This window comes from Mucilaginibacter sp. OAE612 (assembly GCF_041806395.1).
GTDB classification, from domain to species: Bacteria; Bacteroidota; Bacteroidia; order Sphingobacteriales; family Sphingobacteriaceae; genus Mucilaginibacter; species Mucilaginibacter rubeus.
Genome location: NZ_JBGMUW010000001.1, coordinates 2778988 through 2796907, shown reverse-complemented (window position 1 = coordinate 2796907; position 17920 = coordinate 2778988). Strand labels below are relative to the sequence as shown.

The 17920-nt window shown below is 44.3% G+C and carries 11 protein-coding genes; 1 reads left to right on the top strand and 10 read right to left on the bottom strand.

Features of this window, described 5'->3' with window-relative positions; genetic code table 11:
* The first annotated feature begins 139 nt into the window (after positions 1 to 139).
* Complete coding sequence (locus tag ABID99_RS11660; RefSeq protein WP_373613808.1) at positions 140 to 1639, top strand: malate:quinone oxidoreductase; 1500 nt, start codon at positions 140 to 142, stop codon at positions 1637 to 1639.
* Between the two features lie 7 nt (positions 1640 to 1646).
* Here the strand turns inward: ABID99_RS11660 and ABID99_RS11655 are convergent, their stop codons facing one another.
* From ABID99_RS11655 to ABID99_RS11610, 10 genes are all read right to left on the bottom strand, one after another.
* A complete protein-coding gene (locus ABID99_RS11655) occupies positions 1647 to 2165 on the bottom strand; it encodes an energy transducer TonB (RefSeq protein ID WP_188831963.1) in 519 nt (172 codons plus the stop codon).
* Between the two features lie 92 nt (positions 2166 to 2257).
* Positions 2258 to 3346: an efflux RND transporter periplasmic adaptor subunit gene (locus ABID99_RS11650; protein WP_373613807.1), complete on the bottom strand. Its 1089-nt coding sequence runs from the start codon at positions 3344 to 3346 to the stop codon at positions 2258 to 2260.
* Positions 3343 to 6504 carry an efflux RND transporter permease subunit gene (locus ABID99_RS11645; RefSeq protein WP_373613806.1) on the bottom strand — a complete coding sequence of 1054 codons (3162 nt, stop codon included), beginning with the start codon at positions 6502 to 6504 and terminating at the stop codon, positions 3343 to 3345. Before ABID99_RS11645 ends, ABID99_RS11650 begins: the two co-directional genes overlap by 4 nt.
* Positions 6501 to 7907, bottom strand: a complete 1407-nt coding sequence (locus tag ABID99_RS11640) for a TolC family protein (RefSeq protein ID WP_090525778.1) — start codon at positions 7905 to 7907, stop codon at positions 6501 to 6503. Before ABID99_RS11640 ends, ABID99_RS11645 begins: the two co-directional genes overlap by 4 nt.
* Positions 7908 to 7985: 78 nt before the next feature.
* Positions 7986 to 8825 carry a chromate resistance protein ChrB domain-containing protein gene (locus tag ABID99_RS11635; protein ID WP_090525779.1) on the bottom strand — a complete coding sequence of 280 codons (840 nt, stop codon included), beginning with the start codon at positions 8823 to 8825 and terminating at the stop codon, positions 7986 to 7988.
* Positions 8826 to 8906: 81 nt separating this feature from the next.
* Complete coding sequence (locus ABID99_RS11630) at positions 8907 to 10115, bottom strand: glycoside hydrolase family 105 protein (RefSeq protein WP_254780063.1); 1209 nt, start codon at positions 10113 to 10115, stop codon at positions 8907 to 8909.
* A gap of 110 nt (positions 10116 to 10225) precedes the next feature.
* Positions 10226 to 11881: a glycoside hydrolase 43 family protein gene (locus ABID99_RS11625; protein WP_373613805.1), complete on the bottom strand. Its 1656-nt coding sequence runs from the start codon at positions 11879 to 11881 to the stop codon at positions 10226 to 10228.
* The gene (locus ABID99_RS11620; protein ID WP_373613804.1) at positions 11871 to 12668 is read right to left on the bottom strand and encodes a rhamnogalacturonan acetylesterase; all 798 of its coding nucleotides are present in this window, start codon (positions 12666 to 12668) and stop codon (positions 11871 to 11873) included. Before ABID99_RS11620 ends, ABID99_RS11625 begins: the two co-directional genes overlap by 11 nt.
* Before the next feature lie 106 nt (positions 12669 to 12774).
* Complete coding sequence (locus ABID99_RS11615) at positions 12775 to 14433, bottom strand: RagB/SusD family nutrient uptake outer membrane protein (RefSeq protein WP_373613803.1); 1659 nt, start codon at positions 14431 to 14433, stop codon at positions 12775 to 12777.
* Positions 14434 to 14461: 28 nt separating this feature from the next.
* Positions 14462 to 17800 carry a SusC/RagA family TonB-linked outer membrane protein gene (locus ABID99_RS11610; protein ID WP_373613802.1) on the bottom strand — a complete coding sequence of 1113 codons (3339 nt, stop codon included), beginning with the start codon at positions 17798 to 17800 and terminating at the stop codon, positions 14462 to 14464.
* Between the last annotated feature and the right edge of the window lie 120 nt (positions 17801 to 17920).

Below are 17920 nucleotides of genomic sequence, written 5' to 3'. Positions count from 1 at the left end.
ATTTCTTAAAATTGCCTGATTTATTTTGCCGGGCCGGTTAATTAGCGGCAGGACTTAAACCATCATAACAATTTTAAAAAAACGGGGGTTTACCTTTGTTATAAATAACACTGCGGCATATGCAGGATATCATAATAAAATGACTAATAGCGGTACAGGTTCAAATTTAACAGTTGATGTGGTTTTAATTGGCGCAGGTATTATGAGCGCCACCCTTGGTGTAATGCTTAAAGAGCTGCAGCCCGATCTGACGATTGAAATTTTTGAACGCCTGGATGTTATCGCTGCCGAAAGCTCGGCCCCGATGAACAATGCAGGTACCGGTCACTCGGCATTTTGTGAATTAAACTACACCCCCCAGCTTCCCGATGGTACCGTTGAAATAAAAAAAGCCATTAAAATTGCCGAGCAGTTTGAAACCAGTAAGGAGTTTTGGGCTTATCTTATTGAACAGGGCCTTTTAAATAACCCGCGACGTTTTATCCGTAAAGTGCCGCATATGAGCTTTGTTTGGGGTGAAGAAAACGTTGAATATCTAAAAAAACGTCAGCAGGCCCTTACCAAGCATCATTTTTTTAAAGGGATGGAATACTCGGAGGATAAGGCTCAAATAAAGAAATGGATCCCGCTGGTGATGGAAGGCCGCGACCCTGATGAAAAAGTATCGGCAACGTTTATGGATATCGGCACCGACGTAAACTTTGGCAGCCTTACCAGTGCGCTTATAGATGAGCTTAAACAAAAAGGAGGCGTAAACATAAGCCTTAATCATGATGTAAGGGATATTAAGCGCAATGCCGACGGCACCTGGAAAATTACTGTGAAAGACAAGAACACAGGTAATAAAAGAAAACTGAATGCTAAATTTGTTTTTGTTGGTGCCGGTGGTGGTGCCTTGCCCCTGCTGCAAAAATCAGGAATTCCGGAAAGTAAGGGCTTTGGCGGCTTCCCGGTAAGTGGCCAGTGGCTGGTGTGTAATAACCCCGATATCGTAAAACAACACGAAGCCAAAGTTTATGGTAAAGCATCGGTTGGTTCGCCGCCAATGTCGGTTCCTCACCTGGATACCCGGATGATTGACGGTAAACGAGCATTACTTTTTGGCCCATATGCAGGTTTTTCAACCCGCTTCCTGAAAAAAGGATCATTGCTTGATCTTTTTGGTTCTATTAAGTTAAACAATATACTTCCCTTACTTGCTGTGGGGCGCGATAACTGGCCTTTAACCAAGTACCTCATTTCTCAGGTTATGCAATCGCCTGCCGACAGGCTTAACGCACTTAAGGATTACATGCCAACGGCCAAAGCCGAAGATTGGGATCTGGATATAGCCGGTCAGCGTGTACAGGTTATTAAAAAGGACGCCAAACATACTGGTGTGCTGGAGTTTGGCACAGAGGTGGTTACCTCTGCTGATGGCAGTATCTCAGCCTTGTTAGGTGCCTCACCGGGCGCCTCGACTTCGGTACCTATTATGATCCAGCTTATCGAACGCTGTTTTAAAAACCACGTCAAAACAGAGGCCTGGCAGCAAAAATTCAGACAGATGATCCCTTCATACGGGGTGTCATTGGCCAGTAACGAGGCTTTGAGTGACGAGACGAGGGCAAGAACGAGCAAAGTGTTAGGATTGATTTAAAATTAGCTTAGTTTTCATAAGCCAAGGAAAAACTTATTGGTACAGAATAAATTGCATCAACAGTAATTCCATAACTGGTGGCGGGTTTCCAGGGCGGGGATAAACGAATTACACGCAAAGCTTCTTCGGCCAGGATTTCATTTCCCTGTACGCAGTGAATGTCATGTAGAATACCCAGCCGGTTAACAGTAAAGGTTAAGATTGCCCGCCCCTGTATATTATGATTGCGTGCTTCAGGCGGGTATACTATACTCTTCGCAAGATAGCTTCCAAATTTGTTTAGCCCTCCCATAAATTCAGGGACAGTATATTCCATATTAAAAGGATATTTATTACCGCTTTTAGCATAGCCGTTTCCTTTAATCACGTTGCCGCTTTTATAAGTTGCCTCATATCGTAAGGTATCGTTTAATGATCCATTCCAGGCGCCGTCTTTTAAACCGTCTTTTATAGGGCCGGTACCGACTACACTTTTAAAATCATTTGAATAAAGTATTGCAGTTCCGTTGCCGTTTTCGGCTAACATCCGCCCTGTTGAGTCACTGCATTGGCTTACTGTCAATGTTTCGATTGGAACCCCGGAATTAATTTATAACCTCGGTGTAATACATTAATCAACTATTGCTTAACAGGAAGAATTGTGCCCTCTTTCATCTCCTCGTTAGCTTGTTTAACCAGCTTGTCACCATCTTTCAACTCACCGGTAATTTCTACTTTTTCTTTGCCTGTAAATCCTGTTTTTACATCTACCCAATTGGCTTTGCCGTTTACCAGTTTCACCACAAACTTGCGTTCCTGCGTGGTTACAACAGCCTTGTAAGGTACCGTAAAGCCAGGATCAGGACGATCAACATTTAAGGTGATCTGGGCAAACATACCGGGCTTAAGCTGTTTTTTTTGATTGGGGAAACTAAACTCCCATGTTTCGCTCCGGGTATCTGAGCTGATCGCTTCAGATTTCCGTGCAAGATTGGCTTTAAATATAACTCCCGGCAAAGCGGAAACGGTAAACGAGGCCTGGTTATCTTCTATTTTAGTGGCATTATAAGCCTCCGGTACCGGTACCTGGATCCTTAACAACGAGTTATCCTCTACTGTAAAAAGCAGGATCTTACCGGTATTATCCACATAATCGCCTTTAAAAATATTACGGGCGGTAACTACTCCGTTAAATGGTGACCGGATAACGAGGTAATCTTCTAATGCATGGTTAGCCCGGGTAGCAGCTTTGGAAGCTTCATAAGCGGAGCTGTCTGTTTTCATTTGGTTGCGGGCAATATCCAGTTCATTATCTGATATGGCGCCGGGTGTTTTGGATGCTTTTAACAGCCGCGAGTAAAAGCTTTTGCTGGACAGGAACTTAGAATAAGCTCCCTGGCTGTTACTGCGACTCTGCGCCTCGACGGCTTTTAATTCAGGCGCGTCCAGGATACAAAGCACCTGGCCTTTACTTACCGTGCTGCCAATGTCCGCTTTTACATCTTTTACGTAACCGGCTGTACGGGCATAGATATTGGCGCGGTCGTTTGGAATAATTTCCCCGGTGAGGCTGAGTTTATTGCTCACCTTACCGGCTTTAAGTTCAATCAGCTCTACAGGTTGTTTTACCGGCGCCACCGTAGCTACTGGCGTCTTATTTTCATTGCTGCCGCAAGCCCCAAGTATCAGCAACAGGCCTAATCCTAAATATGTATGTAATGCTTTCATGCGTTTGGTTCGGTAATGGTAAAGTATTTGCTTTCCTTATCGTCGGGATCAAGTGAGATCGCCTTAACCGGGCTATCGCCGGCTAAGGCATGATAGATCAGTGGTAAAATCAACAGGCTCAAGAGCAACCCGAATAATAACCCGCCTATTACCGCTATGCCTAAGGGCGCGGTCTGATCCCCGCCCTCACCTATTCCCGATGCCATCGGGACCATCCCGGCAATCATTGCAAGGCCAGTCATCAGGATGGGCCTTGTCCTGTCCCTGATTCCGATCAGAAATGAATTTTCGGTTCTTAGTTTACGATAGTTTTCTGCCTGGATGATAAACAGGATAGCATTGGCAACCGCCACGCCAATGGCCATAATACAACCCATGTAAGATTGAATATTTAAGGTTTTACCCGTTAGCCACAGCAGTAAAAAACACCCGGTCAATACGCCCGGTATAATACCGATCACAATCAGCGAAACCCTGAATGATTGGAAATTAACAGCCAGCAACAGGAATATCACGACAATGGCCAGCAGGACACCTGTTTGCAGTTCATCAAATGTTTGCTGAAACACTTCTGCCTGGCCCTGCTGCTGGATCTTCATACCATCGGGCAACTTGCCTAAGCCTGCAATAATCTTATCAATGTCGCTGATGGCGGCGCCTAACGATTTGCCATGCAGGTTAGCTGTAAGCGTGATAAAACGCTTTTGGTTTAAACGGTCATACTCCCCTTCTATCCTACCCATCTTCCAACTGGCCACATCACGCATAAACACCTGTTTGCCGCCATTTGAACCCAATAGGATATTATCTACCTTACCAGGGTCGTTCATGACAAACTCCGGCACCTGAACCTGCACCTGGTAAGCAGTGGCATTAGCTTTATCCAGCCAGTAATTGGGTTGGGTAAACCTGCTGGAAGACGTGGCCGCGATCAGTGATTTACTTGCGTCATCTACCGTTAAGCCTAATTGTCCTAACCTAACCCGGTCAAACTCCAGTTTCATGGCGGGGTAACTTTGAGGTGCGCCATAGGTAATATCCCGCAGGTATGGCAATTTGTGTAGTTGGTCGAGGATCCGCTGCGCAAAATCCCTGTCCTGTAATAAATTTTTACCCAATATCCTAATCTGTACAGGGGTGTTGGTGCCCTGGCTCATCACCTGGTCTACCAGGTCCGACGGCTCAAAGGAAATTTGCATACCGGGTATTTTCAGGGCCACTTCTTTTCTCAAAGTTTCCTTAAAATCTTCGAGATTTATGCCTGCATTCTCCACGAAATTGACTTTAAGAACTGCTTCCTGGGGGCCGCTTGTCCATAAGTGGATGGCATTAACAGGGTATGACGAACCCTGGTTGCCGATAAAGGCAGAAGTAATGGCTATTTTTTGCCCGCCCGATAAACTATCTATCAGGGCCAGCAATGCTTTGGTTTTAGTTTCAGTACGCTCAAGACGGGTGCCATCGGCTAAACGAATCCTGACCTGGAATTGGCCTGCATCAACTTTAGGAAATAATTCTTTTCCTAAAACATTGAACAATAAAACCGCGGCAACCACAGATACCAACAGGTATACCGTAACAATCAATGTAGATGCGGTGGCGGCTTTTTTCAGCCATTTGCCATGCCGGTCTTTAAATTTACTCATCTTTTCACCCTCTTTCGCGTTTTCGCTCAAATGATCCTTAAAAAGCCAGTTGGCCATGACCGGGACAAAGGATTGTGAAAGCAGGAATGACGCGATCATGGCCAAACCTACCGCTAAGGATAAAGGCAAAAACATTGCTTTGGGAATACCGGACATAAAAAATGCCGGAAAAAATATCGCAAGGATACATAGCAATATTAACAGCTTGGGTAATGCTATCTCTTTAGAAGCTTCCAGTATCGCCCGGCCTTTCGACTCGCCTTTTTCCTGGTGATGATGGATATTTTCTATAGTAACGGTAGCTTCATCTACTAAAATACCAACGGCCAGCGCCAGGCCGCCTAAAGTCATGATATTGATGGATTGCCCGAATAATTTCAAACAAATAACCGCTGATAACAAAGCCAGCGGAATAGTAAGTACCACAATGAGCGATCCCCTCCAATCGCGCAGAAATAACAGTACCATGAGGCCAGTGAGTACGGCACCTAATATCCCTTCTGTAGTTAAACTCTTTATCGAATTGATGACATAGCCCGACTGGTCAAACTCGTAGCTCACTTTGATATCCGGCGGTATGGCAGCTTGCATATCCGGCAATGCCGCTTTAACCCGTTGAACCACATCCCAGGTAGAAGCATCGGCCCTTTTGGTTACAGGAATATATACTGAGCGTTTGCCGTTAATGAGCGCATAACCTGATGTAATATCCGCCCCATTATCTACCGCGGCCACATCATGTACAAAAACAGTCGGGCCGCTGCCAGTTTTAATGGGAATATTAGCCAGGTCCTGGATATTTTCCACAACCGTATTTTGCGGCGTGATCAGCGTTTGGTCGCCTACACGAATATTGCCCGAGGGGGTGATGACATTCCCCTTGGCAATGGCGGTTACCAGGTCCTGGGGTGTAACGTTATAACTGCGTAATTTATCAGGATCAGCTTTAATGAGTACGGTTCTCTGGTTACCCCCAAACGGCGGCGGAGCGGAAACACCCGGCAGGGTTGAGAACATGGGCCTTACCTTAAACAAGGCCAGGTCCTGCACTTCAGACAGGGAGCGCGTTGAGCTGAATACCAGTTGCCCTACCGGTACACTGCCGCCGTCAAAACGGGTAACAAAGGGAGATATAGTACCCGGTGGCATAAATGCCCTGGCCCGGTTCACCATCGCCACAACTTCACCGGTGGCCTGGCCCATATCAGTACCCTCATGAAAGTTCAGCTTTAGCAGGGTTACGCCTTGTATTGTCTTGCTTTCAACCGATTTGATGCCGGTAACATACAGAAAGTGGTATTCATAATAAGAAGTGATATAACCTTCCAATTGCTCGGCAGACAAGCCGCCATAGGTTTGTGCTACATAGATGGTTGGGGTGCCCAGTTTTGGAAAAATATCTACGGGCATATTGCGAATAGAAATTACGGAAAAGAAAATGATGGCGATAACCGCGACAATGATCGTTACCGGTTTTCTTAATGAACCATATAAAAGCTGGATGATATTCATTTTCCGTATTGATTTAAAAAGATATCTATATTGCCCTGGTAAGCAGCCTTAGTTAATAAAGATTTCCAGGCTCCCCAATAAGCGATCTTAACCGAGGCTTCCGATTGGTAGAGCAATTGCAGGGATTGGATCACATCATAATAACTGATGAGCCCCGACTGATAGCGGGATTGTATTGCCTGGTAGGCGTACCGCGCCGCTTTCAATGCTTCCGGGGCCAGGCGGGCAGATTGTATGGACTTAGTTAAAGCGGAATCTGCTATTTCCCGCTCAGTATTCAAATGAAGTTCGGTTTGTTTAAGCTGCTCCCGGCTGGCCTCAATATTCAGTTGCTGCTGTTTGAATAAGGGTTTCTGTCGAAATACTTCCATGATAGGAAAAGAAAGCTGTGCGCCGATACCATAATTATACCGCTCAAAACGCCACCCATCACCATTATTAACCGCCCCATCGGCGGCTACGCCTGATCCGCGGCCATAACCCACGCTCCAGATAGTTAGTTTAGGCAAAAGGCTTCTTTTGTAGGTTTTAAGGGTTAACTCATTGGTCAGTACATTGGTTTTTTGCAAGCTAAGCTCGGGATGTTCAGTATCATCAGCATTGAGTGGAACAACAGGCAGGCTCTTAAACATCGCAGAATCTGCCACCGGGGTACCGGGTAAGTTACCACCGGTGAGTTCTTTTAAAACGATCAGGCATGAATCCCTTCGGCGTTCAAAAGCTATGAGTTGGATCTGTGCTTTAGCCAGTTCGGCGTGAAAAGTAGATGAATCCGTTCCAGGCCTTAACCCGCTTGATACAACAGCCTGCGATTGTTTCAGGTGATAAGCATCCCTGCTGATATTACTTTGATAAACTTTAACCAGGTCGGCAGTAAGCAGGTAATTGAGCCAGGCATTAATCACAAATATCTTATGCTGAAAAATGGTAAGCGTTTCGTCGGCTTGCCCGTTTTTGAGTTTCCCCCTGGCCAATTCAACGGCTGCTCCACGCTGCCCAAAGGTAAAAGGCTCCCATTGCAGGTTCAGAGCTGCGGCACTTCCTGGCGTGCCTTTATAATCATTTGATTTGCTTGGCGGGCCGCTGATAGGTGTAATGTATTGCGGGTAAATCATACCCGTAATATTGTTGTAAGTAGCGTAATCTACCTGGTAAGATGCATTTATAGAAGGAATGATGCCGTTTTGCTGTAATTTAACGGCATATTGCAATCCCTGGGTCTGCAAACGTTTGGCTTTAATCAGCGGATAATTACGGGCCGCCGTGCTGAGCAGGGAATCAAGATAAATGCTGCCGGATTGCTGTGCATGAAGCTGCTGACAAAACAACCCCATGGCCAGCATCAACAGTATAATTTTTGAGGTTTTAGCCTGATAAAATTTCGAATAGGTTTTTGAATACACTATATATAAATTTATGGTTGCAACGCTATAAACAATCTACTGGAAAAGCTTGAATAAAATTTACCATTTGGACAGATTTTACTTTTTGGCCAGGCTTTTTTTATACTCCGAAGGGCTTTGCCCCGTATGCTGTTTAAAAATCCTCGAAAAATGGCCCTGATCAGAAAAGCCGGTCAGGTAAGCAATTTCTGTGAAGCTGTGGGTGGTGGTCCCCATCAGGTTAATGGCTTTTTCAATCCGCATTTTCCGGATATAATCGCCAAAACTCATATTCTCAAAATATTTGGAAAACTCCCTGGATAAATAGGCCGGATTGATTTCCAACTCTTCAGACGCCTGTTGCAGGCTCAGGCTCATATTGGTATCGATCTGGTCCTGGATCATCTCTTTAAGTTCCTTTGTCCAGGATGGCGCTTTTTTATCTTCTTTAGTTTTGAGGTACTGGTGGTAAACCTCTATAAGCCTTTGTTCAACAGGCCCGTCTGTATGTTTTTGTTTATGGAGGTATTTAGCCCAGTTGTATAGTCCGTCGTAGATCACCATGCCTAATGCCAGGAGTTGCTGATCATCGGCAATATCATGCCTTAACCCCGAAAATACCGCTTCCAACCCGGCTGATTGCGGCGCAAAATCGTGGCGGTCGGTATCCGCGCCCCTGATTATCGAGGCCAGCCGGTTTAAAGCTGCATCCTTTAACTGGTGTTTTTTAAGGAAATAATCAAAGGTGCATTGATCTTCGTAGTGGGTATACTCTACATTGGGAATATCAAAAGGGATAGCATCCAACTCAGCTGCCTTCGCCAGCACTTCCTCGTACGGAACGTAGATGATTTCACCTTCAGGATCAATGAAGCGTTTGATGAGCCAGGGGCAGGCAATACGGTCAATTTTAGGACGGGCACGCGTGATCCATTTCATGGTGGATCAAAGTTAAAAATCTAAAGCATATTAGCAGCGACACAGTTCTTATACTCATAAGATTTTTTCAGCTACCAGAAATTATGGTTTTGTTATTCCGCTATGCGCATCGGCCAGGCGCTCTACCTCAACACTGGCTAATATAAATGCGCCGACACCTTTAGCATCGTTAGTTATTACCTTCTCGCTTAAATAATACTCGTAACTCCCATCCCGGTATGGTTTCCCTCCAAGCCCCGATACACTCACCGTGCCGTTAAGGTTCAACTGCCCATTTGCATCCGTTTCAATAAACTTTTTGATAATTCCGTTATAGCCTTTTTGAATGGAGGGTAAATAGGTTGGCTGTAAGTATCCCTGCCTCACCGCTTTTGCCATGGTGTATACAAACATACATGATGCCGATGCTTCCGGATAATTCCCTTTGGCGTCACTTTTGTCAAGTACCTGGTACCACAAGCCAGAATTTTCATCCTGATATTTAACAATTGCCGCGACAAACCGGTTAAGTATTGCCAGTAACTCCACGCGTTTGGGATGCTGCGCCGGAAAATAATCAAGCACATCAACCAATGCCATCCCATACCAACCCATTGCCCGGCCCCAAAAATTAAGCGACTGACCGGTTTCCGGGTTAGCCCAACGTTCTTTTTTACTTTGATCCCAGCCATGATACAACAGCCCGGTTTTTGTGTCGCGGGCCTTTTCTTCCATCAGGATAAATTGCCTGGCTATATCATTAAATGCGGTATCTTCATGAAAAGCAGCAGCATATTCAGCATAAAAAGGCTCGCCCATATATAAACCGTCCAGCCACATCTGGTTTGGGTAACGGTTTTTATGCCAAAAGCCCCCCTCGGGTACACGCGGTTGTTTCCGCAGTTGTTCACGCAGCAACGTTGCCGCCTTATAGTATTTTTGGGCACCCAGCACTTTATATAACGTCAACAAATTACGGCCGCACAATACGTTATCTATATTGTAATCAGCTTGCCGATAGGTGCGGATATTGCCGTCGGGCATAACATATCTGTCCATACATTGCTGTATATAGGTGAAGTATCTTTTGTCGCCTGTTTGTTGCCACACGCCTTCTATGCCTTTCAAAATCACTCCCTGGTCATAAGTCCACTTGTCGCCGGTTGTCAGGCTATCTTTCCAGATAGTCATAACCGTTTGTGTCATGCGCTGCGAATAAGGCTGCTTGTTTTGAGCCTGTAACATCAATGAACACTGTGCAAGGATGGCAATAATAAGCAGGCACCTTTTTATAAGCTGATCACTTCTCATACGAATTCATTTTGTTGATGATAAACTAACCGGATCATCTTCGTTTATTTTTATTTGTTGTTGATTTACAATTGATGGATACCGGTTCCAATATATGCTCACACATCGTATTAATTATTAGGCGTTACCCTAAACCAATCTACATCAGCATGACCCGAATCATTGACCTGGCTTGTACGTGTACAAAACAAGCCAATCTTGGCCCCAATCCAACGGCCTGCCTCGGCCGTAAATGGCCTGCCGGTACTTTTATAATCTATTCCATCGGTGCTGTAGCTGAAGTTACATACGGCATTCTTCGTTACTTTAACACGCAGGTAAACAGTTGGTGACGATAGCTTCGTAATCACTTCCTCCAGCTCCTTTTTGCCCTTATCTGCTTCCGTACAAGTAGTAAATACCAGGTATATGCCATCTTTTTTACTTTGCATGGCGATATTAGCATAGCTGAAACCCATAATGGTAAGTCCCGTTTTTTCACCCTCCAGCTTTAAGTTAGGCGTAAAGGTGATTTTGGCAGTAGCCATAAATTCGTCAGCCGGAAACTTTTGTAACAGCACATTTGGCGTAAACCACAGGTTAGCGGCATCATTTGGGGGTTGATAACTGTAAAACCTCAAAGCGCCTTTATTGATATTCATAAACATCCATATGGGCTTCGCGTTAGCCATCCATTGCCATTGTAAGCCCGGAGACATGGTATTAAATTCGTCACTTTCCTGCGGAGTGCTTACCGGAAAGATTTTACCAACATTGGGCTTTTTATACGTTAATACCGGTTCGCCTTTGCCATCACCATCCGTATCTACACCAATAACAGGCCAGTTATCCTTCCAGATCATTGGTTGTAAATGCACCACGCGCCCATAAACGCCTTTGTCCTGGAAATGCAGAAACCAGTCTTCTCCGGTTGGTGTATCCACCCATGCACCCTGATGTGGGCCATTGATGCTACTTTTCCCCTGATCCATTACTACCCGCCGCTCATATGGCCCATAGATATTTTTTGAACGTAGCGCCAGTTGCCAGCCTGTGGGGACGCCCCCTGCCGGAGCAAAAATGTAGTAAAACCCGTTACGCTTATAAAACTTCGGGCCTTCTATGGTAGGGTCCATTTCATGTCCGTCATAAACAATCACGCCATCGTCAACTACCCTGGTTCCGTCATTATTTAATTTGTTTACAGCGATTACGCTTTTTATACCTGCCCGGCTGCCTGCGAAGCCGTGCACAAGGTACATACTGCCGTCGCTATCCAGCAGCGGACAGGGATCTATGATACCTTTGCCTTCCATAACCATAAAAGGTTTGCTCCAGGGGCCGGCGGGTTTTTTAGCTTTTACCACGTAAATGCCAAAATCAGGGTCAGGATAATAAATATAAAATTCGTTATGGTAATAGCGGATGGCGGGAGCCCAAACCCCATCGCCGTGCCGCGGTACGTCAAAATGATCAAAGGGTGGCTGCTTCAATAACGCGTAACCTAAGATGCTCCAGTTAACCAGATCTTTTGAATGCAAAACAGGCAAACCTGGAATTGCTTCAAAGCTTGAAGATACAAGATAGAAATCGTCGCCAACGCGAATAGCGTCAGGATCGGAATAATCGGCATTTATCACCGGATTTTTATAGGTGCCATTACCCTGATCTGCCACCCATACTTTAGAGATATAATTGGCACCAGTTACGGATAGTCCTTTTTTTTGTTGCGCAAGAACCTGTCCGTTTATAATTAATAGCGTAACGAACAGCAATTTATTTTTCATATAAAGGTTTAACATTTGAATGCGCGATATGCGCGATAAGCCCAAGCTTTAACGACCGGATGCCTGCTAAAACTATTTCGGCCATTTTCAGGGCTCCCAGCTCACTAAAGTGCGTATCATCAGCCCGGCCTTCCGGATAGTTAATACGTTCTCCCGGATTAAGGTAATTAAACAACTTTTTTGATCCCTCGGGCCCGAGTTTTTGCAATAAAGCCTGGCTTTCCCTGTCCAGGTCAATCAGCGGGACCTTTTGTTCTGCTGCCAGTTTACGCACTATGGCCGAATACACTTCATGTGTGCTAACGATGGTTCCTGTTGTATCAAACTTTCTTCGCGCTGCTGGTGTCAGCAATACCGGGTTTGCTTTTTTTTCCCTGGTTTCGCGGATAAACCTTGCTAAGTTATCTCGGAACCCCTGTTCATTGATATAGCTCTTTTTAGTAGGTACCTCATCATTGTGGCCAAACTGTATAAATACATAATCTCCTTCCTTTAAACTGCCGATAATAGAGCTCCATAAGCCTTCACTAATAAACGTTTTGGTGCTTCGGCCATTCTGAGCACGGTTGTCAACAACTACCGTACTATCAAAAAAAGCGCTGAAAGGCATCCCCCAACCTGTCTCGGGAAATGCCTTTGGCTGCTTATTGGCCATTGTTGAATCACCCGCCAGGTATACGGTGGTATGGCCGGGAGTAATCAGAAAAGACATCAACAACAACGCGCTTATTAAAAGGCAGATAAATAATAAGCCTTTAATTTTAATATTACCGCTCCTGTACATCATATATTGTTTTTTAGCAAAATTTTTTCTCTCCGGTTGCATACTTATAGCAGGCTCAAAAATTATAAAAAGGGATCATTTATCAGATCCCCTTTTATACCGTTTCAAATTAATTATAGCCCGGGTTTTGTTTAAATACATCTTTATTGGTTACGGCATCAATTTGTCCCTGAGGTATGGGTCGTACCAATTCATATGGCTTAAAATTGGCTGCGGCGTCCGGGTTCATAGCTTGGATCCGGCTCGCCAATTTACCCGTCCGCTTCAAATCAAACCATCGTAACTGTTCGCCGCCCAACTCACGTGCTCTTTCGTCCAAAATAAAATCGAGCGTAACCTGTGCGGGAGTGATCTGCATTTCTGCTATATGACCAGGTTTTGCCGCCCTTGTCCTAAGTACGTTAATATAAGTTGCCGCGGTTCCCGGGTCGCCCAGGTTTAATTTTGCTTCGGCAGCAATCAGGTACATCTCGGCCAGCCTGATCACAAAGACATCGCGGGCACTTTGGGCCTCAGCCACACTTGCACGTGTTGAATCTTTAAATTTCGATAAAGAAACATAAAACTTACGCTGAATAGGCACCCCATTTGATTTATATACCTTGGACAGGTCATAAGTAACATATTTACTGCTCTGCGATGCTGCAGGTATAGTTGCATTGGGGGTATAACAAACCGTATCGCCAACTTTAACAGCATTACCATTATAAGTACCTGCTTTATTAGCATACCAAACACTCTGAAAGGAGCCGGCATAGCGTGAATCATTTTGCTGATCAAACATGTTTAAATAAGCTAAAGTGGGCATATACCTGTTAAACGGCCTTCCGTTTGGAATATCACGGACGAGCAGGCTTGAATTTACCTGGTCATAAACCATCAGGTATAGTAAGTGCCCGTTGTTTGAACCCCGATAGTGCCCGTTTGGATATGTTGCCGAGGTAAGATCATTATTGGCCAGGTTGGTTGAATAATCAATGGCCCAAATCACTTCCTTATTTTTCAGGTTCCCCATATTCCACAGATCAGCATATTTAGGCTGCAATACATAGCTATAGTTTTTAATCACATCATCGGCCATGTTAAATGCCTCGGCATTCATACCCCGGGTTAAGTACATCCGTGCTAAAAAAGCTTTAGCTACCGGCACTGTTGCCCGTCCATAATCGGTGGTGGTTGGAGTCAGGTTAGCTACTGCAAATGTAAGATCTTCAAATATCTGCTTATAAAAAGTCTCAACCGGTGTTTTATTAGCTTCTGTATTGGCACCTGCGGTTGGTTTGGTGGTAAAGTTTACACCGCCCCAGGTTTCAACAATATGCCAGTAATAAAATGCTCTTAAAAAACGCAGCTCGGCTTCGCGGTTCAATTTTTGGGCTGCCGTATAATCTGTAACGGCAGCAATCTGGGCTATGCCCGTATTGCATAAATTTACACCGGCATACAAGTTGTTCCACAATAAAGGCAGCGGGTCTGCGGTGCCTTGTAAATTAATATATTGAGTAAACATTGGGTATGGGTCGCCGGTACCGCTCGTCCAGATATCCGTTCCCATTTCAGAGGCCAGGTACCCTTCTTCCTTCCCATACCAAAACCGGGTATAGGTATAGGCTGCATTAACCAATGTTTCAAAACCTACCGCTTTGGTATAAACTGTTGTAGCGGTTAAATTACTGGGGTTATATTCTTCGAGCTTTTTGCTGCAGGCACTAAATAAAGTGGCAATGGCTATAAGCAGCAGCGCCCAACTTTTTAGTAAATTTTTCATAATATAATTTTTAAGATATTAGTATTTGTTAAAAAGAAAGGTTTACACCGGCCAGGAACAATTTAGTAAGTGGCCTGTCAAATGAACCGCCGCCTTCCGGATCATAATCTTTTATATTTGAGAAGGTCGCAAAGTTTTTGGCGCTCACATAGATTCTTAAATTAGACACATGGATGGGTTTAGTTACACTTGCGGGAAAGGTAAACCCAAGCGTTGCGTTCCTTATTTTAACATACGAACCATCTTTATAGCCCAAGGTTGAAGCAAATGGCTCTGATGCCTTTGTGATATTGGCACTTGGCCTTGGGTAGGCGTTTGTTGGGTTTTCCGGCGTCCAATAGTCTACATTGGCGCCATTTTCAATTCCATTAGGCTCATACTTCAATGCGTATTGAGATACGAACATCTGCCCGATACGTCCAAATACCTGCACATTTAAATCGAAGCCCCTATATTTAAAATCGTTGCTAAAGCCAAAGCTATACCTTGGGACAGCTGAGCCAAGTATTTTACGGTCAAATGTTGTGGTAAACTTTCCGTCATTATCTAAATCAGCAACCTTAATATCACCTGGCTTGTACCCATAAGTTGCAGCCTGGGCGGCTTCAGATGTTTGCCAGATACCTGTTTTTTGATAATCGTAAAAAGATACAACCGGGTAGCCTATAAACCAGCCATTGGCAAGGTCGTTCACACCATTTGGTAAATAAGTGATGCGTTCCTTATTGCGTGTATAGGTGATATTGGATGTCCATGTAAAGCTTTCTGATTGGATGTTAATGGTTTTCAGTGCAATCTCAATACCTGTATTACGACTTTTGCCAACATTGGCCAATGTTCTTTGCGCTCCTGTTGAGGCAGGTAATTGCTGTGGCAATAACAAATCCCTGGTGTGCGAATCATAATAATCTATAGTGCCCGAAACCCTGTCTTTATAAATTCCGAAATCTATACCGGCGTTTAAGGTTCCTGTTAACTCCCACTTTAATTGAGGGTTTCCGATATTGGGGTCAAGGCCATATGCTAACGCGGTTATATCGTTCCATGAAAATGGAATAAGCACTGCCTTACTTTGGGTTTGGTATGCGCTTACAGCAGCATTGCCGGCAACCCCATAGCTTAAACGTAATTTCAACTCAGAAAACACGTTTTGGGTTTTCATAAATCCCTCATCAACCACACGCCAGGCCGCGGCAGCCGAAGGGAAGAATGCCCATTTATTTCCCGACGACAATACGGATGAACCATCAGCACGCCCGGTGAGGGTTAGTAAATACCTATCTTTAAACGCATAATTTAAACGTAATGCTCCTGAAGTTAAATGTTGCCCAACGTAATTACTTGATATTTTTAAGTTAGACGGATTGTTTTGCAGCGCGTAGAAAGATTGGTCGGGTATTAATTGTCCGGTGCCTTGTGCTGCAGATTGGTCCATAACATTTGATTGATAACTGGTAACACCCGTTACAACTACGCTATGGCTGGCTATTGTCTTTTGCCAGGTAATAATATTTTCCCAAAGCAAATTAGTTTCGTTTGAATTGGTTACTGACGATAATGACCCTGAAGATAAGGCCCGGTTTATAGTATTGGCACTTTCAAAATGGCCGTTTCGTGAACCAGATAGTGTGATACCTAAATTTGACCGTATGGTTAAACCATTTATTGGCTTCCATTCTGCATAGGCGGTTGAAAGCAAATGAGTAATCTTGTTTTTATTTACAAACTGGGATGCATCATCATCAAAAAGAGGATTGGCCTGGTTACCGTTACCCGGAAATTTAGCTATACTACCATCTGCATTATACGGATTAAAATAAGGAATAATTTTATTGGCTATGGATAATACCCCATCGTTTCGAAGGTTTTGATCATAATAAGCAAGCTGACTTTGCAGCCCCACTTTAAAAGCTTTGAATAACTGGTGATCTATATTTAACCGCAGGGTATACCTGTTTGAGTAATCATTAGCGTATAACCCTTTTTCCTTAAAATAATCAAAAGAAAAGTAAGCTTTTGTTTTTTCACTACCACCGGAAACGCTGGCGTTATAATCCTGTTGGGAGCCTTTATGCAGTAAAAATCCCGGCCAGTAATATGACAGGCCGCTTTGAACTGCAGCCAGATCGCCTGCACTGGTAAAAACTTTCGGATCGTCGGCAGGGGAATTCCATGTTCCGATAGTTCTGAAGCTTTCACGTTTCAGGTTTGCATATTGCGGCCCTGTCATGGGTACCGGATAGCCTGCAACATCCGAAATTCCATAGTATGAACCCGCAGCTACTTTCGGTTGCCCGCTGCTGCCTCTTTTTGTTGTAATTATAATTACACCGTTTGCTCCGCGCGAACCATAAATAGCGGTTGATGAAGCATCCTTTAAAAACTCCATTGATGCAATGTCGTTTTGATTGATATCTTCATAATTGCTGTACTGGATTCCGTCGACTATATAAAGCGGGCCGTTACCTGCAGATAGAGACCGGTTACCCCGAACAGTTACGCTTACATTTGCACCTGCAGCACCGCTTGTACGCACGATATCTACACCCGAAACCTTTCCCTGAAGCGCTTCCATAGGATTTGATGCCGCAACTTTGGTGATCTCATCCCCCTTAACAGAAACAACGGAACCGGTAAGATCCCTCTTTTTTACCGCGCCATAACCCACAATAATCACCTCTTCGAGCGATTTGCTTAAAGGAACTAAAGCCACCTTTAAAAAGGTTTTGCCATTAACACTCTGTTCTAACGGCCTGAATCCTAAAAAAGTAAATACCAATACGGTATTGGCATTGGGAACAGTAATGGTAAAATCGCCTGAAACATTAGTTGCTACACCGATATCAGTGTCTTTTATCCTTACCGATACACCAGGCAGGGGTTCGCCTTTTTCGTCGGTTACTTTGCCATTTATGGTTATTGTTTCAATTTGCCCATTGTTGCTCGCAGCAGGCCCTGCAGTTGTGGTATTAAACAAAATAATATTGTTGTCTATCTGGCTATACCCAATTCCCCGGTTGGCAAAAAGCTCGTCAAGGATATCCTTTACCGATTTGTCGAGGGAAGAAACGGTAACGTGGGTGTTGGGTGACAGGACATTGTCTTTGTATGCAAACCGCAAATTGGTTTGCTTTTCAATTTTTTTGATTACCGATTTTATCGTTTCGTTACCCACTTCCAGCCTGACATTGATCTTATCCAGCGATTGACCCTTGCTTGAGGAAGCTAAAAGCAATTGGCCGGAGACCAGAAATACCAACAGGATCATAAAACTGAATCGCATAACTTTTCGGAACGTGTTTAAAAATTGGCGTGCAGAGGCACCGGATAATGTGCACCATTGCTTAAACGCAAGAGTTTTTTTCATAACTTGCATTGGTTTTAATCGGTTAATAATAATTGGTTAAATACTTGCCCTGTCGCCGAATGATGTGAGAAGTCGTAAGCAACGGGGCTTTTTTAATCTGGAAGGTTTAAAGTATCAATG